The sequence below is a fragment of the Terriglobales bacterium genome (assembly GCA_035567895.1).
Classification (GTDB): domain Bacteria; phylum Acidobacteriota; class Terriglobia; order Terriglobales; family Acidobacteriaceae; genus Gp1-AA112.
The window spans coordinates 60,232-83,870 of sequence record DATMPC010000011.1 but is presented as its reverse complement, the minus strand read 5'-3'; the positions used below and the strand labels follow the sequence as shown (position 1 = coordinate 83,870).

Genomic DNA, 23,639 nt, shown 5'->3' with positions numbered 1-23,639 from the left:
TGCTGTGTGGTTGGCCATGAAGGTCATCACTGAAGGAACCAAACCTGACGCCGAACCTGTTTGGCATGAACCATGTTACAGGCGGGCAAGCGGGCTACCCCAGGATCCGTGTCCCTGGCAACCTGGTATTACTGAATGCGAACGATATAGAAGATTGATCCCGCCATGGGCAAACAAAAAAGGAAACCCCACGATCGTGACCGAAACCGCACACCTGAAACTGGATTTCGGTCCAAACTCTTGTGCGTCAGTGAGTACTCGCGTCAGGAACAAAGGGCTTATATAGACATTCGACTGGAGAGGGGATTGCTCAGATTTCTATCAGACTAGCCTTACGGAGATATTGATCGTGAAATCTCGAGTACCAAGAGTAGCTGTTTCAGCTATAGTCTCGTCCATTCTCGTCTTAGGGAGCGTTTGCCATGCGGCGGAATCAGCCGCGCATCCCGAAATGTTGGTTTCAACCGCGTGGTTAGCCGATCACTTGAGCGATTCCAAGGTCGTCGTTCTTCAAATCGGGCACGACAGCAGCGACTATCAGAAGGAGCACATACCAGGCGCGCGTTTCTTAGGCACAAATGATTTCACAACCGGGCACACAGGTCTGATGGTTGAGTTGCCAACGGTTGAGAAGCTCAAGCAGACGTTCGAGGGCTTAGGAGTTAGAGACGACACGCGCGTCGTAATCTATACGGTCGATTGGTATCCGGTTGCGGCACGAGCATTTTTTACCCTCGATTATCTCGGACATAACAACGCGGCTTTGCTCGATGGCAGCTTGGCGCAATGGAAGGCGGAGAATCGGCCAGTGACTCCGGAGGCTCCCAAAACCGAAAAGGGGAGCATGACCCCGCATGTCAACGAGTCAGTGCTCGCCCTACTTGCTGATGCGAAGGCTGCATCACAGTCAGGTTCTCAGGCCATCCTTGTCGACTCGCGCCCGCAAAAGCGTTATACCGCAGGACATCTTTCCAGGGCTGATCACATCTTTTGGGAAGAGACCGTAAAGAACCCGAACAGGCCGATTTTTCTCCCGCCGGACGATCTGCGCAGGCTCTTTGTGTCGAGAGGCGTTACACCCGGGAACAAGCTCATCACCTATTGCGAGATTGGTCTGCAGGCTTCGCATATGTACTTCGTTGCGAAATACCTTGGTTATGACGTTTCAATGTTCGATGGTTCGTTTTATCAATGGAACGATGTTGAGCACCTTGCATCGGTGAAAGGTAATTCGCCGCAGTGAATGGTTGCGACAAGGATAGAGCGCTTCGCTCAATCCAGAGATTCATAGCCATAGTCGTGGCGACAATTAACTTCGGACCTTCGTCTCCGGCCGCGCAATCGGAAGCTCCCATCCGACGAGAAATGCTAGTGAATACTGATTGGCTAGCCACCCACTTGCATGACCCCAATCTGATTGTTGTCTGCATTGTGGATGACGAGCGCTTCTACTTGTCCGGTCACATTCCCGGCGCACGGATGATTCGCCTATCCGACATTGTGACCACGCGCGACGGGGTTCCGAATGAGTTACCGTCGGTTAGCCATCTTCGATCTGTATTTGAGAAGGCGGGAGTAAGCAACGATTCGCGCATCGTTCTTTATGGGGAGCGTTCAGGGATGCCTGCCGCTCGCGCTTACTTCACACTCGATTATCTGGGCATCACAGATCGAACGTCGCTACTGGACGGTGGCATGGAAAAATGGCGAGCGGAGGAACGTCAGGAGTCAACTGCGACCCCTCCTGTTCGCGTGGGCAAGCTGGAAATCCGTGCTCATCCGGAGATTGTTGTGAGCCTTGCGAAAATGGCTGAGTATTCACGCTCCACTGAAGGTCCCGCAATATTGATAGATTCCCGCCCGAAGGCCGAGTACACCGGAGAGAAGTTGTCCGAGGACGTGCCCCAAAGAGGTCATATCCCACATGCCGCGGGACTCTACTGGCGCAATTTGCTTCGAGACGATTCCATTCCTGAATTGAAATCGGCTACCGAACTGCAAGAGTTGTTCCATGCCGCCGGTGCTGCTCCGGGTAAGGAAATAATCACCTACTGCCGAACCGGCATGCAGTCCTCGTTCAGCTACTTCGTCGCCAAATATCTCGGTTACAGGGTCCGAATGTACGATGGCTCGTTTTACGAATGGAGCCGCTCATCCCTGCCCATTGAGCCTTGAATCCCTACGAGGCTTGGTAGTAAGCCAAGCAGACTTGTACGCTTCCTGCAACACTACTCCACTCCAAGAATGAGACACATCTTTTCAGCCTGCGTTACGACTTTCGCCCTAATTCTACTTTTTGCCACAACAGCAACTGCACAGACGCCGGATACCGCGACGATCGTGGGACAGGTCTTTGACCCAACGCACGCTGTAGTTCTTGGCGTTCACATCACCGCCACCAACGACTTGACCGGCCTGCAACGTACCGTCGAAACCGACAGCGGGGGCAAGTTCTCTCTGACTGCTCTGGCGGTCGCGGGCAGCTACACGCTTACGACCAGCAAAACTGGATTCGCAGATGCTCGAATTCAAAATCTGACTCTGGCTGGTGGGCGCACCGCAGAAGTGACTCTGCAGCTCAATCCTGCAGCGGAGTCCACGGTGATAAACGTGACCGGAGTGGTCGGTGAAGTCCCAACTGACGAGCCTCAGTTAGGCGAACGCATTGATTCGAAGCAGGCGCAAGAGACTCCTCTTTTGAATCGGCGCATTACCTACCTTCCCTTGTTGAACGCGGCGAATCGTCCAGCGCTGAACCAGGGCGATGTGTTCATGAATGAGAATTTGTTTACCACCAACGGGTCGGGCAGACGTCAGACCTCTTTCGAGATAGACGGCAGCACAGGCAACGATAGCTGGGGCAGGCAGACGATATTTACGAACCTGCCGCTGTCCAGCGTGCAGGAGATGACCGTTCTCGAAAATGCGTTCTCTGCGGAGTATGGAGCAACGACGGGTGGAGTAGTAAACATCGTCACCAAGAGTGGGAGTAACGAGTTTCACGGCGAGGCCCTCGGCCTATTCCGTCCATCCGAAACCCAAGCCAAACTTTCAGGATTTACCGCGGCGAACGCCCCCAATGGCAACGCGATTACTGACGATTCGCTGAAGCAAACGTCAGCTTCGCTGGGGGGGCCGATCGGTTCGAGCGGGCGCACCCACTTTTTTGGTTCCGGCGAATACAGTTGGCAGAATCGCACTTCACCCGTAACCGCGCCGGTCGCACCCGGCACATTTGAAGGACATTATCGAGGCTGGCTGGGCTTTGCTCGCGTCGATCATCGAATCAACGATCGCAATAATCTATTCTTCCGCGGCAGTGCGGATAGCTTTCACGACACTAATCCCAATGGCGCAGTCGGCGGCAACAGCATGCCCACTGTCGATCGGGTGTTCAAACGGCGAACCTATTCGGCAGAGGTAGGCGAAACTGCCGTACTAAGGCCTTCACTCATTAACAACGCCCGTGTGCAATTCCAACTGGGATCGCCGATCACTCAGTTTGATCCCGTAATCTTCTCTACGCAGTACACAGTTCCAATTACGGGAGTCGGAACTTTTGTAACTGGAACATCACAAGCGGCGCAGTTGCAGAATCGACAGTACCAGTTCAGCGACACGCTTTCGGTGTCCAGAGGTCGGCATGAGTTGCGATTTGGCGCCGACATGATTCACGCCCACAATGGTGGGAATGGAAAAGAATTTGGTGGCCCGAGTTTCCTGGGAGCTTTTACTTATAAGGCCTGCAATTTGGGAATCGCGGGGTGCGAAAGCCAGGCATACATCGGCAACATTAATACTGTCAGCAGTTACACGCAAAGCTACGGCAACGCTACATACACTGTCGACGATACGCTTTGGGCCTTGTTCGCGCAGGATAATTTTCGCGTACTCCCAGATCTGACATTGAATCTTGGATTGCGCTACGAGCAACAGACATTTACCGATGCTCGCAAGGATTTTGCGCCCAGAATTGGATTTGCCTACAACGTCGGGGGGAATGGAAGAACGGCAGTTCGCGGTGGTTTTGGAATCTACTACTCCCAAGTGATCAACAATGCGCAAGCCAACTATGCTCTGTCAGGACCAACTGGCTTCTTCAACTTCACAGCTGCCGCTGGCCAGATAGGCTTTCCAAGCAGCGTATCGGCAGCTCCGTTGCCTGCGTTTCCACCGGGGGCACGGATGCCGGTCCGCAATCTCTACGTCCGCCCTGGCCGGGCCTCCTTCTACAACCAGTTCTTTCCCGTCTCCACGCTGGTTGGATATCCTGATGCTCTGCTCAATCCTTATTCAGAGCAATGGACTCTCGGTGTCCAACACCAACTCGCTCCGAACTGGCTGTTGTCGATGGACTATCTGGGTTCACACACGTTGAGGATCGTTCGCCCTCTCGATGTCGATTCTCCAGCATCATTCGTGCGGACGATCACCAGTGCTAGCACACAATCAGTACGTACGGCACAAGCAGCCAACTGTACCCGCCCGCTCTGGATCGCTTTCTACAACCAGCTTGGTACTCCTTGCAACACAACCCAGGCCACCAATCCACAACCCGCGTATGCGCAAATCCTCAGCGACGTAAACAATGGCTACGCCTTTTATCACGCGCTGAACGTGAATCTGAATCATCACTTCAGCGATCATTTCGTGATGCTTGCCAGCTACGTCTGGTCACACTCAACCGATAACGTCGATCCAGATGTGCCGGGCCAGAATCCGAACGATCCGAATATTACCGGGGCTACGGAGTATGGCAATGCCATCTTCGATCAACGTCATCGGTTTGTGCTCAGCGGATATTACGTGGGCCCGCTGAAGATCACCTTTGGCGGAGTCGCCACTCTCGCTTCCGGTTTGCCCTACAACCTCACGACAGGAGCAAACAATTTTGGAGATCCTGGTGCAACGGCAGATCGCCCCCTGATAAATGGAGTGATTGTTGGCAGAAACGCTGGGCGGGGAAGAGCGATCTATGACGTCTCGCCGATGATTGAGCGACCGTTTGCGCTTGGATCTGAGCGCGTCCAACTAACACTGCGCGCGGAGGCTTTCAATGTCTTCAATCATCCCAACTTCGTCGGGTTTAATGGCGCATTCGGAAACGGTGTGGCTCCACCTTTAGGACCAAACGGCCAAAGCGTCATCGGACAGCCGCTGATCGGAATCACAAACCAGTTGCCCCCGCGTTCATTGCAATTCCAGGCCAGACTCAATTTCTAACATTTGCCCGAAGAGTGACTGCTCGATCTATACTTGACGCGACTGGAGAACCTGGATGTGGCTTAAACGGAAATCCGGGGCGCGACAAGCCCCGGTAGAACAATTGGGCGCGCTCGAGTCGGAATTGATGGAACGGATTTGGGCTCGCGGCGAAACCAGCGTCCGAGAGCTTCACGACGAGATCGGCCCCCGCTTGGCATACACCACAGTCATGACGACCCTGGATCGGCTCTTCAAGAAGGACCTCCTCGAGCGCCGGGCGGTGGGGCGTGCCTTTTACTACACGGCAAGAGTAGGCAAGCACGATTACAACCAACAACTTACACAACATTTGCTCGGCATCGCCGTCGAGGAAAGCGGGAGCAAGCACGCACTGTTGTCTTGTTTTGTCGATTACGTGAGCGAGTCCGATCGCAAGCTGCTCGATGAACTCGATGAGCTGATCAAGGCGAAGCGGCGCAGTCTACGGCAGTCTAAATGAACGCGTTTTGGCTATTGTGCGTAACTCTGTCACTGGCGGTGTTTTTCATCGGCTGTGCGGCAGGCACCTTACTTGCAAACGCTGCCGCCTGCGCCATTTGCCATGTAGGCAGTAAGCCACCGGTCCTTCGTTTGCCTGGATTGTTGTTCTCAATCCGGGTGTTTCCGATTGCTTTTGGGGCGGCTCTTACCGTTGGTTTCGCCGTGCCTTCCTTTCTTTTACTTGAGCCAGATCGATCGGTAGAAGCTCCAGAGCCTTATCTAATCGTCCTGGCGGCCCTTGCAGTTGCTGTCATTTTGTTCCTCGCAGCACGATGCGCACGGCTACTTTCCCGCTCACGGAAAATCCGCAACCAATGGTTGCGGGAAGCGGAGTTGTTGCCGGTCTCTGTCTCCGTTCCTGTATATCAGGTGCAAGCTCCGGAGTCGTTGATTGCGGTTGTGGGTATTCTCCATCCAAAGATCTTTGTGGGAAAGGCAGCATCAGCTAACCTGACCAGGGAAGAATTGGAAGCGGCAGTCGCTCACGAGTTGGCTCACATCCGTTCGTTCGACAACCTCAAGCAATTGGTTCTGAAGACCACGCGATTACCAGCCTTCTTTGCATCTCTAGGGAAAATGGATCTGGCATGGTCGGGCGCTGCCGAATTAGTAGCCGATGCAAGTGCTTTGCGAAAAGGAACGTCTGCACTTGAATTAAGTTCCGCAATTCTCAAAGTTGCCCGAATGAAGACCGTCCCAAATGAGGTCATAGCCGTTGCCGCCTGCCATTTGGTTCCACCAGATACCTCATCTTCCGCGCTGGCGATGCGGGTACAGCATCTGCACGATGTGCTGGAGATGCATGCACGGCCGAGGACCCAAGATGCCAGGTACTGCCTGCCTGCAATTCTGTTAACAAGTGCGGTCGCGTACCTGCTGGTTTTGCCAACTGCGCTTCCCGTCGTCCATCGATGGATGGAGTGGCTGGCGAAATAAGAGAAGTCCCATTGTCGGGACATTGGGGCGAACGTCCAACTGGCGCGGGCGCAGATCTTCAAGCCAAGTTGTTCGATCCTCCGAACAAGCTGCCTTGTGCGCCAGTGTCGTTTTTTAGGCCGAACCGGGCCGAAACGGGAAGAGCTTACAAAAACCGTAAATCCCCGTCAGTCGATTTTGCCAAATAGTACTTCCGTACTACAATTCCGCCAAACTATTTATCCCATGTTTATTGAGGCCGGCAATAAGCTACGCCATCTTCGCGAAGCCCTTGGGCTCACCCTGCGCGACGTCGAAACCGGAAGCTCGGAGATAGCCGCGCGCCACGGGAACCAGGAGTTCTTTGTACCGTTTAGCCGTCTCTCCGAGATTGAAACCAAAGGCATCTTGCCGAGCATATACAGGATCTACACTCTCGCAGCTATCTATCGATCCGACTACCGGACCATATGTACCTGGTATGGCGTGAAACTCGATTCAATTGCTGAAGACAGCAATGTGACCGAGATTCCCCGCACCCATCGTTTCGGTTCCGTCCCACGGCCAGACTCGTTGATGTTGCCCGTGGCAGTGGATCCTGGGTTCGATGTTCGCCGGACCATGAATCTGGCAAGAATGATTCAGCAGTGGGGTACTGTTCCGCTGCAGTTCATGCCACGCTTTACCCGGGGATCCCATACATATGCGTTTCTTGGCACCGAAGACTTCACGATGTATCCACTGCTTATGCCGGGAACATTTCTGCAGGTGGATGAAAGCCGTACTGAGATCCTGAACGAGGGTTGGCGTTCGGAATATGAACGGCCAATTTACTTTGTGGAGACGCGGCAGGAGTTCCTGTGCTCATGGTGCAACGTCACGGATTCCGATCAGCTTGTGATTCAACCGCATCCGCTGTCGCCGGTCGCACCCAAGGTATTCCGGCATCCCCAGGAAGCGGAAGTGATTGGACAGGTTGTTGGCGTTGCTATGCGGCTGAGTGACTGGAAGCCCGCTGCTTCTCGTACACCAGACGCACCGCGAGGGCGATTGAACTGAAGTGACGCGGCGAGCCGCCTTCCACGTTTTCCGGAACAAGTTGCTGTTTACAGTCCGCAATCTTCCGCACTAATTCTCTCGGATCAGAGCCGTCGCTGGTCATCTCAATCTCTTCTACTAAATCCCGGATCGGAGTGCGCAGCAGCGCTATGTAGAGTTCGGAGTGCGCTTTGCTCAAGGCAATTTGGCTGGGCGATTCTCCATGCACTCGTCTGTGTCCCCAGTGGTGATATTTCCCATCGTCAGAGCGAAGTTCAGCCATATATAGCAGCCTCGCCCAGAGTCCCGATAGAGCGGACAAAGTACGGGCTTGAAAGTCTTCAAAAGGGGAAAGCCGCGCTCCCCTAGTTACAACTTCCGGAATCGGCAAGGATTTTCCAGCCTCCGTCTTCCATAGGCATCTGAGTCCATCCTGCGACGCAAATCCACACAAGGAGTTGCGTCGTGCGAAAACTACTTCAGCTTGTTCTCACCATTCTCCTACTAACAGCTACGCTGTCAACCGCTTCTTTTGGCGATGGACCAGATCCGCCCCCATGTCCCACTTGTGATCTGAGCAGGTAGAAGTCCCTTCCCTTAGGGCTGAGTCCAATGTATGGTTTCTGCATCAATCGCCATGCATTGGACTCTCCAAGGAGGGCTTTGGCTGCTTGGATTCCTTTTGGAATTGACAGTGGCCATTGCGATCTTTAGACGCCGCCTACATCAGGACTATCCGCTGTTCTTCTCTTATTTGGTTCTGGAACTCATTAGAACAATAATGCTCGCGGCGATTCGTCCTCACCACACTCCATATTTCTACGCCTATTGGATCAGTGAATGTCTTGTGGCCCTATTCGGTTTTTTAGTGGTCGAGGAGGTATTCCGAAAGGCATTCGAGCGGCGTCTCGGGCTTCAGAAACTGGGAGCTGCGCTCTTTCGCTATTCGCTGCTCGCACTCATCGTAACTGCTGTTGCCGTTGCTGTGGCGGCACCAGGCACTGAATCTGACAAACTGTTTGCCGGCATCCTCATCTTGAAACGCACTCAATCCCTCGTGCGAGTCGGGCTGGTGGTTTGCTTGTTTCTGTTTGTTTTTCTGATGGGGCTGCCCTGGGGAAACTACTCCATCGGCATTGCTCTCGGTTTTGCCGTTCACGGAGTCTTCGAATCGGCAGCGATGATCGCCAGATCCCATTACGGCTCCAAGTTCAACAGCATCTGGGTGTGGAGCATAATGTGTGTTGCAGTTTGTGAGAGGTTAGTTTGGATTGTTTACTTTGTGCGTCCTCGCACTTTTCACTCGCGCACCTCGGCTCAGGACAAAGGTTATTCTCCTCTGCCAATTGCAACTGAAGTCAGTAAGATGAACGAGGTTGTTGAGTCTCTTCTAGGACGCTGATGGCGATACTCTTCCTAAGCACCGGTGCGTTGGCAGTAATGTTGCTAATGCTGTGGATCGTCCGGGGAGGAGCAACACGTCCTTCCAGCGGTGAGCAAACGAGTGCCAGGTTTTATCCCGTCGACCTTGTTGCGTTTCGGAATCTTCTTTCACAGGATGAAGAGGACTTTCTGCGCAGCGCACTCACAACCAGTAACTACCATAGAGTACGCAGGGCACGATTGAGAGCGGTGCAGGAATACCTCCTATGGATTGCCGCAAACTGCGCAACCTTGGTTGCTCTGTTGCGGGTGAGGACAACGGATTCCGAACTGGCTTCTACTCCCGATACCGAGGGACTCGTCCAGAATGCGTTGAAATTGCGAGTGATCAGCCTGGGTTTCTGGGTGCTGCTGTGGATCGAGTTCCTGTTACCGGGCATCGAGGTACGACCAGCTGCTGCCATAAGACGATACGAGGACGTATGGCGATTCGCAGAGAGTTATTTCCGTGCCCACCTCTTTGAACCGAAAGTCCTCGCCGGGGAAGCTGTCGGCTAGAAGGTCTATTGCCGTGCCCGCTTCCGCGCTGCCCATCTCTTCTTCTGTGCCAGCGAGATGCGGCGCTTTGCTTCGGCGCTCATGCGCCGTCTTTTTCTTGGCATGCCTGCGAAGGTCCGGCTGGCTCCGAAACCGTTATTGCTGGAGAGAATCTGTCGAGCTCGCTGCAGGCGTTCGATTTCCGCGTCGATCAGCGCAAGGACGTTGGGCTTGTTCATGGATGTCCCTTGGAAAGCTAAAGTGAGATGCGACTGGCAGTTGCGACTAGTACTATAGTACCAGTCGCCGAATTTGGCATCTCGCCTGCCCCACTACTATTTCGGCTAGTTTCTCGCTTAGCCTTGTTCGGAATTCGTAAATTTTCGATTCGATTTGTTGTGTCGAGCCGCGGTCGGGCTAGCTTTGTAGCTATGCAGGCTCTATCTCCGCGCGAATATCAAGTGGCGCGATTGGTTGCGGCCGGGCGTTCGAACCGTCAGATTGCTGAGCACTTAACTATTTCGGAACAAACCGTCAAGAACCATATCCAATCGATCTTCCGCAAACTGGCCATCGGCAATCGAGTCGAACTGACGATCCGGATCCACCGCGTGAAGCCTCGCAGCCTGAAGACATCCGGTCGGAACGGTCGACTCAAGCGGGTATGAGTAAACCAAAGGGACCCCTATCGGTAGTCGCCGAGGTGTTTTGCTTCGTGGATCTATAATCAGGCGGCGAATTCTTCCGGTTCCGGAGGAGGAGAATTCCGGGTCTGGCTAGTTTCCTTTTGATCACGGTCCGCCACTTCTATTAGCTGCCCGATCTTGTTCGCGAGTTCGCTGGTGAGCGCCTTTTTCTCCACACGCCACGACCAGTTATTGTCCGGACGGGATGGCACGTTCATACGGCCCTCCCCGTCAAGCCCGAGCCAGTCCTGCATGGGAATCACGCAAAGATCCGCAACCGATGTCGCCGCAGCTCGAACGAGCGCCCAGTGAACACCGTCAGAATTCGGCGGCATGTAGCATTCAACTGCCTGCTTTTCCTCGGGGGTGGCTCCAGTCTTCCACCAACCCACTGTCGTGTCGTTGTCATGGGTGCCTGTATAAACGACCGTGTTGGACTCGAAGCGATGAGGGAGATAAATGTGTGCTCCAGGATTCCCAAAACCGAACTGCAAAATGCGCATTCCCGGCATCCCGAATGAACGGCGCAGGTGTTCCACTTCGGGGGTGATAGTGCCGAGATCTTCCGCGATAAACGGAAGATCGCCCAAAGCCTGGCGTAGAGCATGGAATAGATCGTGGTTCGGCCCTTGTGCCCAACGACCGTTGATCGCGGTTTCTTCGTTCGCGGGAATCTCCCAGTAAGCCTCGAATCCGCGGAAGTGGTCCAGGCGGATGATGTCGCACTGCTGCAGCGCCCACTTCACCCGCTGAATCCACCAATCGTACCCGCGCTGCCGAAGGACATCCCAGCGGTAGAGAGGATTGCCCCAGCGCTGGCCTGTCTTGCTGAAGAAATCTGGCGGGACACCGGAAACACAGATTGGGTTCAGATCTTCGTTAAGCTGGAAGATCTCAGGATGGTTCCAAACATCGGCACTATCTAGATTCACAAAGATTGCAACGTCGCCGATCAGTTTTATTCCTCGCGACGCGCAGTACTGATGCATCGCGCGCCATTGCTCGAAGAAGAAGAACTGGATTGCTCGAGCGACCATCAGTTCGCGGGCATCGTCCCGTTTCACTTGCTCTATTGTCGTCGGATCACGGCGGCGCAATTTCTCGGGCCATTCTGCCCAGCTTTTCTCCCCCTGTCGATTACGAAGAACTTCGAACAGAACGTAATCCTCGAGCCACCATCCATTCAGCCAGCAGAACGTCTCGAACCGCTTGCGCGCTGTTCCGTCAGCTCGATTTACGAAGACCTCAGCGGCTTTCCGAAGCAGAGGCAGCTTTGTTTTCTGCGTCTGAGCAAAGTCGACTTTGCAACCAGGCGCAGCAAGATTTCGCGCGTCTTGGTCACTCAACCAGCCGCGTTCAGCAAGGCGTTCAATATTGATAAACAGTGGATTACCGGCGAAGGCTGAGGTCGCGGAATATGGCGAGTTGCCGGTTGCGGCTGGACTGGTCGGCAGCACCTGCCACAGGTGCTGATGGGACGCAGCGAGGAAGTCAATGAAGCGATACGCTTCCTCTCCCAGATCACCGATTCCACCACGGGAAGGCAGTGACGTTATGTGCAGCAGCGTTCCGCAAGCTCGTTCAAATGACATTAGAAAATCCGCGAAGGAATTATGTGAACAACAAAAAGCTGCCCAGCAGGGCCGGGCAGCTTCGATGAGTGTTTTGCTCGCCTAACTCCCCGCTGGTGAGCGACCGGGTTGCTGCTGCTCTTCCTTGTTGTACTTGATGCGCCCGTCCTTCTCCATGCTTTGAATCAGGTTTGATGCATAGAGTTGAAAACTCTGGCCGCGCTTTTGTTCCAGAGTCCGCTCCCGTGCCACATCCTTATTCTTCGCAAATTCTTCCGCTGACGGCTCCTGAATATCGAGCACCTGAAGCACAATGCCATTGCGTCCCGTGGAGATGGGTCCACTGATTTGGTTCTTTCCCAGAGTGAATGCCACGGATGCCGGCCCACTCAGAGGGCCAATATCGGGGACTTGGCTTTGCTGAGTTACGAAGTCGCTTGTCTTAAGTTGGGCGCCCTGCTCGTTAGCTGCTTTCTTCAGGTCGTGAAGAACCTTTGCGCGTTCTGAGAGTTCTTGCGTCTTCCGATCGAGCATCGACTGAGCTTGTTCATTGCGAAACTCATCCTCGACGCGTTGTTTGGCTTCCTCAAAGCTCGGTGTCTTGGCCGGTTGAGAATCAAGAATTTCGAATATCGCGTAGCCATTAGGAGTCCGCGCGAGTTGCGGAGCAGACTTCGGTTTTGCCGAGAAGGCTGCCTGCATGAAGTCTGGCGCTTGTCCGATCCCAGGAAGGGAATCGGTGTTGGAAAAGAAGTCAGAAGTTTGAACCGGTAAGTTGTGCGCTGCCCCAGCCTTGTCTAGTCCCTGCGATTTCGCCTGTACTTCCAGGGTACGAGCTAGTTCGTCAGCGGCCTTCGATTCCTTTTGCTGCTTCACGATGGGAACGATGTCGACCCTTACTTCATCCAGCGACTTGGTGTGCGCCGACTGTTTATCAATCAACTGGATGATGTGATATCCATATTGGCTCTTCACGAGTCCGCTGAGTTGACCTTTGTTCTGCAGAGCGAATGCTGCCTGCTCAAACTCAGGCACCATGGCACCATGCTGGAAGGCCGGCAGCTCTCCACCTTTCGCGGCGCTGCCCGGATCATCAGAATTCTTCCTGGCGAGTTCCTCGAAATTGCCGCCATCATGAATTTGTTTTAACAGTCCTTCAGCTTTGGTCTTTGCTGCATCCAGCGCCTGCTGGTCGACCTTGCCGTCAGCGGCTGGCGGAGTTTTTACCAGGATGTGGCGTACGTGTACCTTCTCGGGCAGTTTGTACTGATCGGCGTGCTGGTTGTAATAGGCCTTAACATCGTCGTCACTAACGTTCACTCCGGGAATGTTCGAAGTACTGATGGCTATGTAGCGCGCCTTACGCTTTTCCGGAATTGAGTTAACGTACTCCTGCTTGTGCTTGTCATAGAACGCCCTGAGTTCCGTGTCGGTGACCTTCACCTGCTTTCTCATTTCTTCAGGGGTGAGCACCGCGTACGAAAACTTTGCTTTAAGGTTTTGCTTGAGATAGTCCTGCTTAACTTCGGATTCAGGCACTGTGATATTGCCCTGGACCATCGCGATGAGCTTGGATATCAGCAGTTGCTCTTTAACCAGGTCTTCGAATTGCGAAACGCTCATACTGAAGTTCTGCTGGACGAAGTCCTCGTATTTTGTCTGGCCGACGAACTCGCCCTTGGGGAAGAGCGCGTCGCCAAACTGTCCCTGATGAAGGAAGTTGCGCACTTCTTCGTCAGTTGCCTGCAAATGCAGCCTGCGCGCCTCCGCGATTAATGCGTACTTAGTGACGAGTTGGTTCGCAGCTTGGGGACGGATAAACGAAACGAACTCTGCAGGCAGGCGTTGCTGTCGGGCGAGCTGTTGTGCAGTACGATCGACATCGGCACTAGTCACATCGTGCCCTCCGACGCGCGCATAAATGCCCCTACCCGCGGTGTTAGTAAGGCTGTCAAAGATTCCAGGAATGAGCGTGATCACCATCATCACGGCTACGATGACTAACAAGCCTCCCAAGACGAACTTCTTCGCCTTCGTTGGGGTTTGAAGGAACTTAATCATTGCTTTTGGATGAACTCCAGGCAGGATTGCCGAGAATTTGATTATAGAGGAAGACCAGTTCACAAAGGCTTGCCCACGCGGGTTCTCCCCAACTCCGACGCGAAATATTCATCGCGCAAAAAGCAGCCAGATGTGACGAGATCGCGACGATCTTTTGAGGGGCTTCTCTGACTTGTTTTCGAGGTGTCCCACTGTCCCACGGCGTATAGGATTTTGGGACAGTGGGACAGCCCTATGCATTCCACGTAAGTGATTTGTTATTAGTTGATTACAGGAGTTAAAGAGCTTGGGACAGCAGCCTCTGTTTCGCCCTGGTGTCCCTCACCGTTGCTCGAAGACAAACGAGGCTTGTGGTCAACGTGAAAATATTCGCGAATCAGCTTCGCCCTAGCCGCCTGAAATCGACGCGATCTGCGGCAATTGTGCGCGCTCGAAGGAATGGAACCGATCCATATCTACGCCCAATATGTGACCGTGCTCGTCATACTTGTACACGTTTACGAACTTAGCGCCCCAAACCAGTTCGTCAGCGCGGTAGGAAGAGCGCGCGTGGACAGTCTGCGAGAAGGTTTCCTCGGTGCCGGTAAGCAGGATTAGGAACTCCGCATCATTGGCAATCATCTCTTCCTTCGACAATCCGAACATCGGACTGTTTTCATCAATCGGATGCACAATCGTCCAGGTGAGGGGAAAGAAGACTACTTTTTCGCGTTCCAGCTGCAATGCGTGGTACTTGCGAATGCGATTTCCGTCGACATTCTCGAATTTCGACAGCAAAACGCGCGCGCCTAACTCGATAATCTGGTTATTTCTGGCATTGATAATGCGAAATTGAAAGGCGCTAATGCCGTTGTAAGGGGCGATGATCGCTGCTTGGCTAAACAGAACCTTCGCCGTAGGACGCGAGAATCGCGCGAATAAGAGACCTGTGGCGAGCGCGAGTCCAAGCAGTCCGCAAAAGGCTTCAGTGCAAACTACCGCATTCGCCGCCCGCCCAACCGGCACGATATTCCCGTATCCGATAGTCGAGAAGGTATCGACACTGAAGAAAAATGCCTTCAAAAAGCGAGGGGAAAGCTCCGGAGGAGTGGCCGTTTGCAGAGCATCAGAACCCAACAAAAGATAAATAACCGCGAATGTCACGTTCAATAGCGCATAGCCACTGGCCAGCAACGCAATAAAGGCAGGCCACGACATGGTGAGCAACGCATGATAAGAGGCCAGTGAATCGACCCAACTCTGCTTGCGGCTGACGTTGAAACTGCCATCGCGATTCAGCAGTCGTACGTGCCGTTGCTGAGAAACAAGCGAGCCAAAGCCCAGATCGCGGTCGCGTTCTTCCCTGGTTTGTATGTCAATAACTGGAATTCGAGTCGCCATAACGCGATAAATCTGCTGTTTTCAGGACGCAGATGCAGTCATCTTAAATGTTTTGCAGCGCAGAACGCTCAGTAGGGACGCACCATGCGACGCCTTTCGCGATGCAGCCGGTCACGAAGGGGTGAGCTTTCGGATGCCGATCTGACCGTTATCCGCGCCGCTATGGATATAATCCGCACAAGTCCAAAGCCCGCGTGAGCAACTTCCTCCCCACCGATTCCGGCGCGATTGCCACCTTTCTGTTCGGTTTAGTCTTCGGAAGCTTCCTTAATGTAGTCATTTACCGCGTTCCGCGCGGCCAATCTGTGGTCAAGCCGCGCTCAGCGTGTCCCAATTGCGGCGCACAAATCCGCGCTTACGACAACATTCCGGTCGTTAGCTGGATATTTCTGCGCGGAAGATGTCGCGATTGCGCGCACCCAATCAGTGCCCGCTACGCAATGGTGGAGCTTCTATGCGGATTTCTGTTCGTTTCCGCATACCTTTACGCCGCTCCGCTGGAGACTACCGTCGCTATCTGGACGCTCATAAAGCTCTGCGTATTCTTTTTTCTGCTCCTGCCGCTCATCTTTATCGACTACGAACATCATCTTTTGCCCGACGTGCTCACGCTCCCGGGCATCGCTTTGGGCCTAATATTCAGCCTGTTGGTGCCAGTTGGCGGCATGCCGACGTTCATTACGCGCAAATTGTTAGCTCTTCAGTGGCCGTTACCGCTCATTTCGTTCCTCGATGCGCTCACTGGAGCGGCTCTCGGAGCATTTTTCATCTACGCCGTAGGCGAGATTTACTTCCGTTTGCGCCACGTTGAGGGCATGGGATTCGGCGATGTGAAGCTTATGGCGATGGTTGGAGCCTTCCTTGGCGCCAAGTTAGCGCTCTTTACCATCTTCACTGGAGCCGTTCTGGGCACGATTTTTGGGCTGATAACCACCCTTGCCGTGTGGCGTAAGCGCATTCAACGACGCAAAAAACGTCGCCAATCCAACGTCTTTGGACGCTCCTGGAGCTCTGCCAGGCTCATGTTGAGGTACTACGAAGTGCCGTTTGGGGTCTTTCTGGGCAGCATGGCGATCCTCTCCGTTTTCGTCGGTAACCGTATGGTGGACTGGTACTTAGGCCTGTATCGTTAGGCTCCGGCAGGACGTGCACTTGTGGCTTCTCGGCAACGAAAATCAGGCGGAAAACGCGCGATTTGCGTCGCCTTTAGCGGTAAAATTGCGGAAGTTTCGGCCACTCAGAACGCGGTTTTGGGGCACAAGGACAAGATAGAGGACAGGTTACAGGGGACAGGGAACAGGGCCCGGAGCGTCCGGGCGCCCTCCCCCCGGCGTTTTCCGACAGGGTAAAAGTCTGTACCGGCGGCGGTCGGGGTCCGCGAGAAGCGCCGGGGTTGCGGTTCTTGGGGTGAAGGTAGCCGCTGGGTGAAGTCAGGGTAAAAGTCAGTACCGGCGGCGGTAGCCGCTGGGTGAAGTTTTTAGGACACAAGAATGAAGAAGCATACGCTCGTATTTCTGGCTTTCGGATGCACCTTTACGGCGCTTTCCGCGGCGCAGCAGTCACTCGGCGACGCCGCCCGCGCCGCCCGCAAGAACAAGCCCCCCGAGCCCACCACCAAGGTAATTACCAACGACGATTTCGGCCGCCCCTGGACCTCGGTCCAGCCGGACTCCTCAGACACCGCAGCCAAGTCCGACTCCGACAAGGATCAGGACAAACCTAAAGAAAAGAAGAAGACCTCGGCCGAGGAGCAAGCTGAACTCGACAAGCAGTGGAGAGAAAAGATCGCCGCGCAAAACGAAAAGATCGCCCTCCTCGAGCGCGAACTAGACGTTCTCCAACGCGAGAATCGCCAGCGCGCCACGAACTACTACGGCGACGCCGGCAACCGCCTGCGCAATCCAGGAAAGTACGCAGACGACGACCACAAATACCGCGATGACATGGCTTCTAAGCAAAAAGAAATCAACGATGCCAAAACGGAACTCGAGAACATGAGAGAAGAAGCCCGCAAAGCCGGCGCGTCAGGTAGCTAGACTCCGTACCCCTTTACAACGAACTTCTTTCAGCTATCTGGCACAGCCGCCCCTCGGCTGTTTTGGAACAACCTCAAAACTTGCTAGACAAGTTTTGAGAGTTGGAGTGCTGGCCTCTTTTGTGTCAGCCAGGCACCGTACTCAAGGACGGGTTGACAGTGCATTAGGAATGGGGGCTCAATGACGGCCATGACCGGCCGAGTAGCTCCTATCTCAGTCAAGTTTTCTTCACGGTACTTTAGTCAATCCTCTTGCAACTCAGCGCTCGGTTTCCCGAGTTGGTCTTTGTTACCATCGTTCCCATTTATGCACCGATCTCTTGCGAGTCTTCTTCTTTGCTGCTCGGTCGCGGGTGTGGGCTTGTGCTCTTCCGCAACACCAGAGCCCTTACGCATTCAGGAGAATTCAGCGCGAGCTTCGCTTCAGCCGGATCGGGTTCAGCTCACGTTGCCGCTGAATCGGCCCGGGGGCGCTCAATATTCGATAACGGTTCGTCTTCTGGCTCCCGACAATAAACAGCTTGCAGTGCAGGAACGGGCCCTCCTTGCCGGCTACAGAAGTGTCGAAATGGAATTTCGGAAATTAGGGGTTGGCGCAGGGGAATTGCCATGGGTTCGTGCGAATTATCAAATCCTGGAGAACGGCCAGGCAATTTCGAGTGGAACTGTTTCACTCGGCGCGATCGACCCTGAACTCTACTCGCTCACGGTTGCGCATTCCGACTTTGTTGAACGAGGGCAGGCCTTCGCTTTCCGTGTTACCGCCTCAAATCCTGTGACACATGATGCTGTTCGCGGTGCAAAGATTTTGGCGGACTTAGAACTTGATTCCACCGATGACGACGAAAAGCACCTGCAACGGTCTGCGATTACCAACTTCAAAGGCGAAGCTGTCATTGCCTATCAAGTTCCTGATCTCGACATTACGGAAGCCTCACTTACCCTAACGGGACTGTCGAAACGAGCCGATGAGAAGCAGAATGAAGCGCAGAAACTCGACATCAGCCTATCGGTCCACCACCGCCAGCGTGTCCTGATTCAAACCGACAAACAGCTCTTTCAGCCCGGACAGACGGTGCACATACGGGCGTTAGCCATTGGTCCCGACCGCAAGATGCAATCACGCCGGAATCTAGTGCTGAAAGTTACCGACATAGAGAATCAGGACGTGTTGAAAGAGCAACTGCAGACGGATCGCTTCGGCGTGGCTTCATATGATTGGAAGTTAGACGAGCATGCTGAGCTTGGCACGTACCAAATCGGTATCGGGGATGATGAAGACGACGATTCGGGAGCGCGATCGAAAAATCATTCTCAAATCACGGTAAGCCGATATGAATTGCCGGAATTCGTCGTCAATGCCGAGCCGGACCGGCCCTATTACCTCCCGGACCAGGCGCCGGCGGTAAAGATCAGCTCAAAGTACCTTTTCGGGAAGCCCGTCGGGGAAGGACACGCCCGCCTGGTTCGTGAGGACAGCCGGCAATGGAACAGCAAGAAACAGCAGTGGGAGGTTGATTCTGCTGACGAACTCACAGGCATTCTGGACTCGCAAGGCGAACTCACGCTCAAACCGAATACGAAGCAGATTCTCCAAGCCTTTCGCGACGAAAGTTACAGTCGCCTGCGCGATCTCACGTATGCAGCCTTCGTGACCGATGACACGACTGGCAGGACCGAGCAGCGCAGGTTCTTCATCCGCCTCACGCACGAGCCGATCCATATCTACGTTCAGAAAACCGGGGGCGATGTGCACGATGGCGAGTACGCCATCAGCACTCAGTATCCGGACGGTACTCCGGCAGAATGCGACGTTTCCTTGCAGCACATCATTGACTTCCGCGGGTCCGATGGAAGTGACAACCAGGTTCGAAAGCCAGTCGCACAAACTCACACCAATCGCTACGGACTGGCAAAGGTACGCATGCGGCTGGACGATGAGTCCTCAGATGCTCACAACGTTCAAATCACGGTGGAAGCGAGAGATAGCCGTGGCGCAAGGTCTCATTTCGACGATTCCATCTACTTCGCAAGAGATGAGGGAGCCGCAATCTGGATCTCAACCAATAAGACTTTGCTCGCGGCTGATGATCCAATCGCTGCGGTCGTGCACGGAAAGCCGGGATCTCTTGTTGAGGTCGATCTGTTGCGCGACGGAATTGTGCTTCGTTCTTCGGAGCTAATGCTGCGCAAGAATTCGGCCGATGTTTTCTTCCGAAAAGACGAGCGCTTCCACGGCGAGATGGAACTCCGCGCTTACTCGCTGAACGACGCCTCCTCATACAGCATCGATACGGTCTCAAAGCGATTCTTGTATCCGGAAAACCGCAGTTTGGATGTGAAATTCGTCGGGCTACCGTCTGTGCTTCATCCCGGCGCTGTCGTCCAAGCGGGGCTGAAGCTAAACGACACCGATGGAGCAACGCCGGGTGTTTTCGGTATAGCAGTAACCGACAAGGCCGTCGACGAACGTAGTCGCACAGAAACGGAGTTCGCAAGCGAGTACCAAAATTGGGATTACGATTTCAGCAACGAAGTCAGCGGAGTCAAACGAAGCGATCTTGACCGGATCGACATGTCCAAGCCGGTACCTGACGGCTTGGATTTGGTCGCTGAGAGAATCCTGTCCGAAGAGTATGGGGAGGGACTTCGCATCAAGAAGGACGATACCGAGGCAGCAAACGCAGCCCGGTCAGAATTCGAACGCACGATGACGTCGAATCTTCGCGAGTTGGCGCAGGCAATCGATGCCAGTAACCAGGATTCCACCGCGGACCTGAAGATTCTCCGAAAGATCGCTGAAGAGCGCGGCGTTTCGCCTGCTGTGTTGCTGGACCCGTGGCAGCAGCCCTATCGAGTTCAGTTGAGTCTCGAATGGAACCAGTACATTCTCACTTTCAAGAGCGCTGGGGCTGACAAGATTTTTGACACCCGGGATGACTTCTTGTTGCCTGTCCTGAGGCGAAGCATTTTCAGCGGAAATGGCAATTTGCTGGCGGCAATCCTCAGTCCTGAGATTGCAACTGGAAATGTGCCGACTTCCAGCGATGCGGTGCTCAAGATCGCCAAGAGACATAGCCTCGACTTGGCGTCGCTGCGCGATCCATGGGGACATCCGTACCGATTTGAGACCAGGCTATTCAAACAGTGGCTCAGCGTCTATGTATATACGCAGGGTGAAGGGCGTGTCGAACCAAACAGTAATGGTTATCTGGCCTGGAACTCGAGCTTTGACTTCTTTGGGAAAACCGAGAAGCAGTTATCCAATGCACTAGAGGCCTGGAGGAAAAAAGGCCATCAGTTTCCGCATTCGGAACCGGAGATGTTTCAGGCAGCGCGCGACGGTGGCATCGACTTAACTAATCTTCTCGATCCATTGGGCAAACCTTACGAAATCAAGTTTCGCGACGACCAGATATACACTTCAGAGACACAGGTCTCCGGAGCACAGGGAGCGGCCTCCGCCAAAACGGTTCCGGTAACGCGTTCGGTCCGAATACTCGATATTCTGCGTTCAGTACAGCTTGAAGCAGTTCCCTACGGTACTGAGACAGAACAGAATCGCGTGGTGGCGGAGTTCGTTCAACCATATGACCGGCAAAGTGGTCGCGACATCCAGCCGGTCAAGATCGATGAAGGAAGCTTTCGCTCTAACACCGGAGCCATTGGCGGCACGATTCTTGACCAGACAGGCGCCGTTGTTGCGGGGGCTTCGATAAAAGTTCTGCTTGGCGGCAACGGTGCTGCTATTGAAACCAAGTCGGACAGCAACGGTAAGTTCTTGTTGCGCGATCTGAAACCAGGCTCTTACCGCATCTCCGCGGTTGCTCCCGGATTCCAAACTATGGAGCTACGCGATGTGATGGTCTCCTCGGCCTCGCTTACCAGAGTAGACGTCACACTGCGTGTGGCGTATGCGACGGAAACCGTAGAAGTGACTGCCGAGGCCAGCTCTACCCTGTCAACGTCGTCGAGCGTTTCCACTCATTCGATGAGAATATCCACCCCAGCAGGAAGTGCAGTCGTCCAGACGCTCGATTTCACGCCGCGTCTGCGACATGACTTTCAGGAGACCGCTTATTGGGCGCCAGCTCTGGCGACCAATTCCTCAGGGCGCGCACAACTTCACTTCAAGCTACCCGACAATCTCACTACCTGGAAGGTCGTTGCATTCGGTTCAACCGTAGACGGAAAAATGGGAAGTGCAGAACGGGAATTCCAGAGCTTCCAACCGTTCTTCGTGGATCTCGATACACCACCGGTTCTCACAGTGGGTGATCAGATCTCGCCACCGGTGGTCTTGCGCAACTATGGCAAGAGCAGCGCGACCATGGACGTATCGCTTGCCTCAGCCCCGTGGTTCGAATTGCTGAGCCCGGCTAATACGCAAGCGACTGTGCCCGCCGGCGGCTCATCGAGCGTGGACTTTTCATTCCGGGCCTCGAACTCTACGCCCGCCGGAAAGCAACGGGTTACGGCAAAGAATCACACGGATGGAGATGCCATCGAAAAGACGGTTCGCGTTCATCCTGACGGCGAACTACGCCATGTTCTGGCGGGCGGCCTTGTAGTAGACAAGTCTCACCCGATTGTGATTCACGTTCCGGAAGATGCGATCCCAGGATCGTTGTTTACGCGGCTCACGGTGTATCCCAATCTGGGATCGCACATCACCAGGAGTGTGGAAGCCTCGCTGGTACGTCCGTATGGCTGCGGCGAACAGACAATTTCTTCAACATATCCGAGTCTTCTGCTGCTTCAACTGCTGCAAGCGGCCGGCAAGACGTCCGTCTATTCGGTCCGAGCTGAAAAGTACGTCCGCCAGGGATACGACCGTTTAATGAATTACTTCGATCCCTCCGGCGGGCTCACTTATTGGGGGCGAGAAGAGAGGAAAGAGAAACCTGATCCAGCGCTGACGGCGTATGGAATTGAATTTTTGACAGATGCAAGTTCGCTGATTGCCGTTGATGAGACTCGCATAAGCAGTGCGCGTGATTGGCTCTTAAAAACGCAGTTGAGTGATGGCTCTTGGGAGGGTCATTTTGGCAAAGGGGAGACAAGCTCAGTATTGTTCACCGCCCTTGCCCTTGCACGGTCTGCAAACGCCGGCGATACATCCGCGCAAAAGCAGCCGATTGAGAAGGCGGTTCGCAAGGCAGTGGCATGGAGCAGGCTGTCCGCCGCAGCTGCAGAGAGTCCGTATGACGTAGCTCTGGAGCTTCGCATAGCAGCGGCGCTGCACGATCCTGAGGCTGTCACGAAGGCGAAGGAAAAACTCTTGGCGCTCAGCGATGTCGACAGTCGCGGCCGGCACTGGGAAATCAAGGCATCCTCTCCTTTTTATGGTTGGGGACATGCCGGTGATCTGGAAGCAACTGCCATGGCGGTGCAAGCCCTGGAGGAGAGCTGCAGCGGCCCAGCATGTGAAAACGATCCAGTAATTGCCGAGAGCATCTACTCACTGCTGAGAAGTAAAGATGAGTATGGAGTGTGGTACAGCGGACAAGCGACCGTGCAGGTGCTGCGCGCTCTGTTTCCTCTTGCCAAGAAGCAAATTCATGCACAGGGCGAGCACCTCCACGCCTGGATCAATGGCAAAGATCTCAGCGATGCCGACGTTGCTTCACTGCAGCCTAACGCTGAGATCGCCGACGCGCCCAGGTCTCTCGATATATCTCCTTATCTGGTCACCGGTGACAACACGATCGAAATCACATCGGACCACGGGGTCGCGTTTGCGAGCGCTCAGGCGATCTCCGAATACTACATTCCATGGCGCGACCGCGATGCCCGCGAAAAATCCCAGCCTGGGAAGGAATCCGGTCTCCAGTTCGGTACTCATTGCAACCTGTCGAACCTGCAGGTTGGAGCGGAGACTCAGTGCTTCGTAAGCGTAAAGCGATTCGGCGCGAGTCGTTGGGGAATGCTGCTGGCAGAAGTGGGATTGCCTCCCGGCGCCGAGGTCGAGCGCGCTTCCCTCAAACAGTTAATTTCAAACGGGCAGATAAGTCGCTATGAGCTGCAGCCTGACAAGTTGATTTTCTACTTATGGTCGTGGCGCGCCGAGGGAGAGGAATTCTCGTTCAAGATGAAACTACGCTATCCAGTGAACGCCCAAAGCGCGGCTTCGCAACTGATGGATTACTACAATCCTGACCTGCAAGTCGTGCTTGCGCCGCAGAAGTTCACGGCAGTGAAACTGGAAGGGAATTATCTGGCAGCTGCGTCGCACGAGCGATGACAGTTGAGGACGCAGCGGTGTCTAAGAAAGACAAGTAAACCGGA

At 54.2% G+C, this 23,639-nt stretch carries 15 protein-coding genes; 11 read left to right on the top strand and 4 right to left on the bottom strand.

The features are described 5' to 3' along the window. Positions 1–349: 349 nt before the first annotated feature. The 8 genes from VNX88_02850 (at position 350) to VNX88_02815 (ending at position 9,639) form a co-directional block, all read left to right on the top strand. Complete coding sequence (locus VNX88_02850) at positions 350–1,243, top strand: rhodanese-like domain-containing protein (protein HWY67573.1); 894 nt, start codon at positions 350–352, stop codon at positions 1,241–1,243. Between the two features lie 128 nt (positions 1,244–1,371). After that, positions 1,372–2,175 carry a sulfurtransferase gene (locus tag VNX88_02845; GenBank protein ID HWY67572.1) on the top strand — a complete coding sequence of 268 codons (804 nt, stop codon included), beginning with the start codon at positions 1,372–1,374 and terminating at the stop codon, positions 2,173–2,175. Between the two features lie 69 nt (positions 2,176–2,244). After that, a complete protein-coding gene (locus VNX88_02840) occupies positions 2,245–5,223 on the top strand; it encodes a TonB-dependent receptor (protein ID HWY67571.1) in 2,979 nt (992 codons plus the stop codon). A gap of 55 nt (positions 5,224–5,278) precedes the next feature. Continuing rightward, positions 5,279–5,704 (top strand): BlaI/MecI/CopY family transcriptional regulator, encoded by a 426-nt coding sequence (locus VNX88_02835; protein ID HWY67570.1) that lies wholly within the window; start codon positions 5,279–5,281, stop codon positions 5,702–5,704. Further along, complete coding sequence (locus tag VNX88_02830; GenBank protein HWY67569.1) at positions 5,701–6,681, top strand: M56 family metallopeptidase; 981 nt, start codon at positions 5,701–5,703, stop codon at positions 6,679–6,681. Before VNX88_02835 ends, VNX88_02830 begins: the two co-directional genes overlap by 4 nt. A gap of 225 nt (positions 6,682–6,906) precedes the next feature. Further along, entirely contained in the window at positions 6,907–7,719 is an 813-nt protein-coding gene (locus tag VNX88_02825; GenBank protein HWY67568.1) for a helix-turn-helix transcriptional regulator, read from the top strand. Positions 7,720–8,314: 595 nt separating this feature from the next. Beyond that, the gene (locus VNX88_02820; protein ID HWY67567.1) at positions 8,315–9,100 is read left to right on the top strand and encodes a hypothetical protein; all 786 of its coding nucleotides are present in this window, start codon (positions 8,315–8,317) and stop codon (positions 9,098–9,100) included. Continuing rightward, positions 9,100–9,639, top strand: a complete 540-nt coding sequence (locus tag VNX88_02815) for a hypothetical protein (GenBank protein HWY67566.1) — start codon at positions 9,100–9,102, stop codon at positions 9,637–9,639. The genes VNX88_02820 and VNX88_02815 overlap by 1 nt, the downstream gene beginning before the upstream one ends. Positions 9,640–9,644: 5 nt before the next feature. Here the strand turns inward: VNX88_02815 and VNX88_02810 are convergent, their stop codons facing one another. The 4 genes from VNX88_02810 to VNX88_02795 form a co-directional block, all read right to left on the bottom strand. Then, on the bottom strand, positions 9,645–9,857 hold the full coding sequence (locus VNX88_02810; protein HWY67565.1) for a hypothetical protein: 213 nt from the start codon (positions 9,855–9,857) through the stop codon (positions 9,645–9,647). A gap of 488 nt (positions 9,858–10,345) precedes the next feature. Then, on the bottom strand, positions 10,346–11,896 hold the full coding sequence (gene malQ, locus VNX88_02805; GenBank protein ID HWY67564.1) for a 4-alpha-glucanotransferase: 1,551 nt from the start codon (positions 11,894–11,896) through the stop codon (positions 10,346–10,348). An 81-nt stretch (positions 11,897–11,977) separates the two neighbouring features. Beyond that, positions 11,978–13,936 (bottom strand): peptidyl-prolyl cis-trans isomerase, encoded by a 1,959-nt coding sequence (locus tag VNX88_02800; protein ID HWY67563.1) that lies wholly within the window; start codon positions 13,934–13,936, stop codon positions 11,978–11,980. A gap of 387 nt (positions 13,937–14,323) precedes the next feature. Beyond that, a complete protein-coding gene (locus VNX88_02795) occupies positions 14,324–15,316 on the bottom strand; it encodes an ion channel (GenBank protein ID HWY67562.1) in 993 nt (330 codons plus the stop codon). Positions 15,317–15,510: 194 nt separating this feature from the next. Between VNX88_02795 and VNX88_02790 the strand changes: the two genes are divergently transcribed. From VNX88_02790 to VNX88_02780, 3 genes are all read left to right on the top strand, one after another. Further along, positions 15,511–16,449, top strand: a complete 939-nt coding sequence (locus tag VNX88_02790; GenBank protein HWY67561.1) for a prepilin peptidase — start codon at positions 15,511–15,513, stop codon at positions 16,447–16,449. A gap of 357 nt (positions 16,450–16,806) precedes the next feature. Next, positions 16,807–17,352 carry a hypothetical protein gene (locus VNX88_02785; protein ID HWY67560.1) on the top strand — a complete coding sequence of 182 codons (546 nt, stop codon included), beginning with the start codon at positions 16,807–16,809 and terminating at the stop codon, positions 17,350–17,352. Between the two features lie 567 nt (positions 17,353–17,919). Further along, on the top strand, positions 17,920–23,595 hold the full coding sequence (locus VNX88_02780; GenBank protein ID HWY67559.1) for an alpha-2-macroglobulin family protein: 5,676 nt from the start codon (positions 17,920–17,922) through the stop codon (positions 23,593–23,595). Positions 23,596–23,639 lie beyond the last annotated feature (44 nt).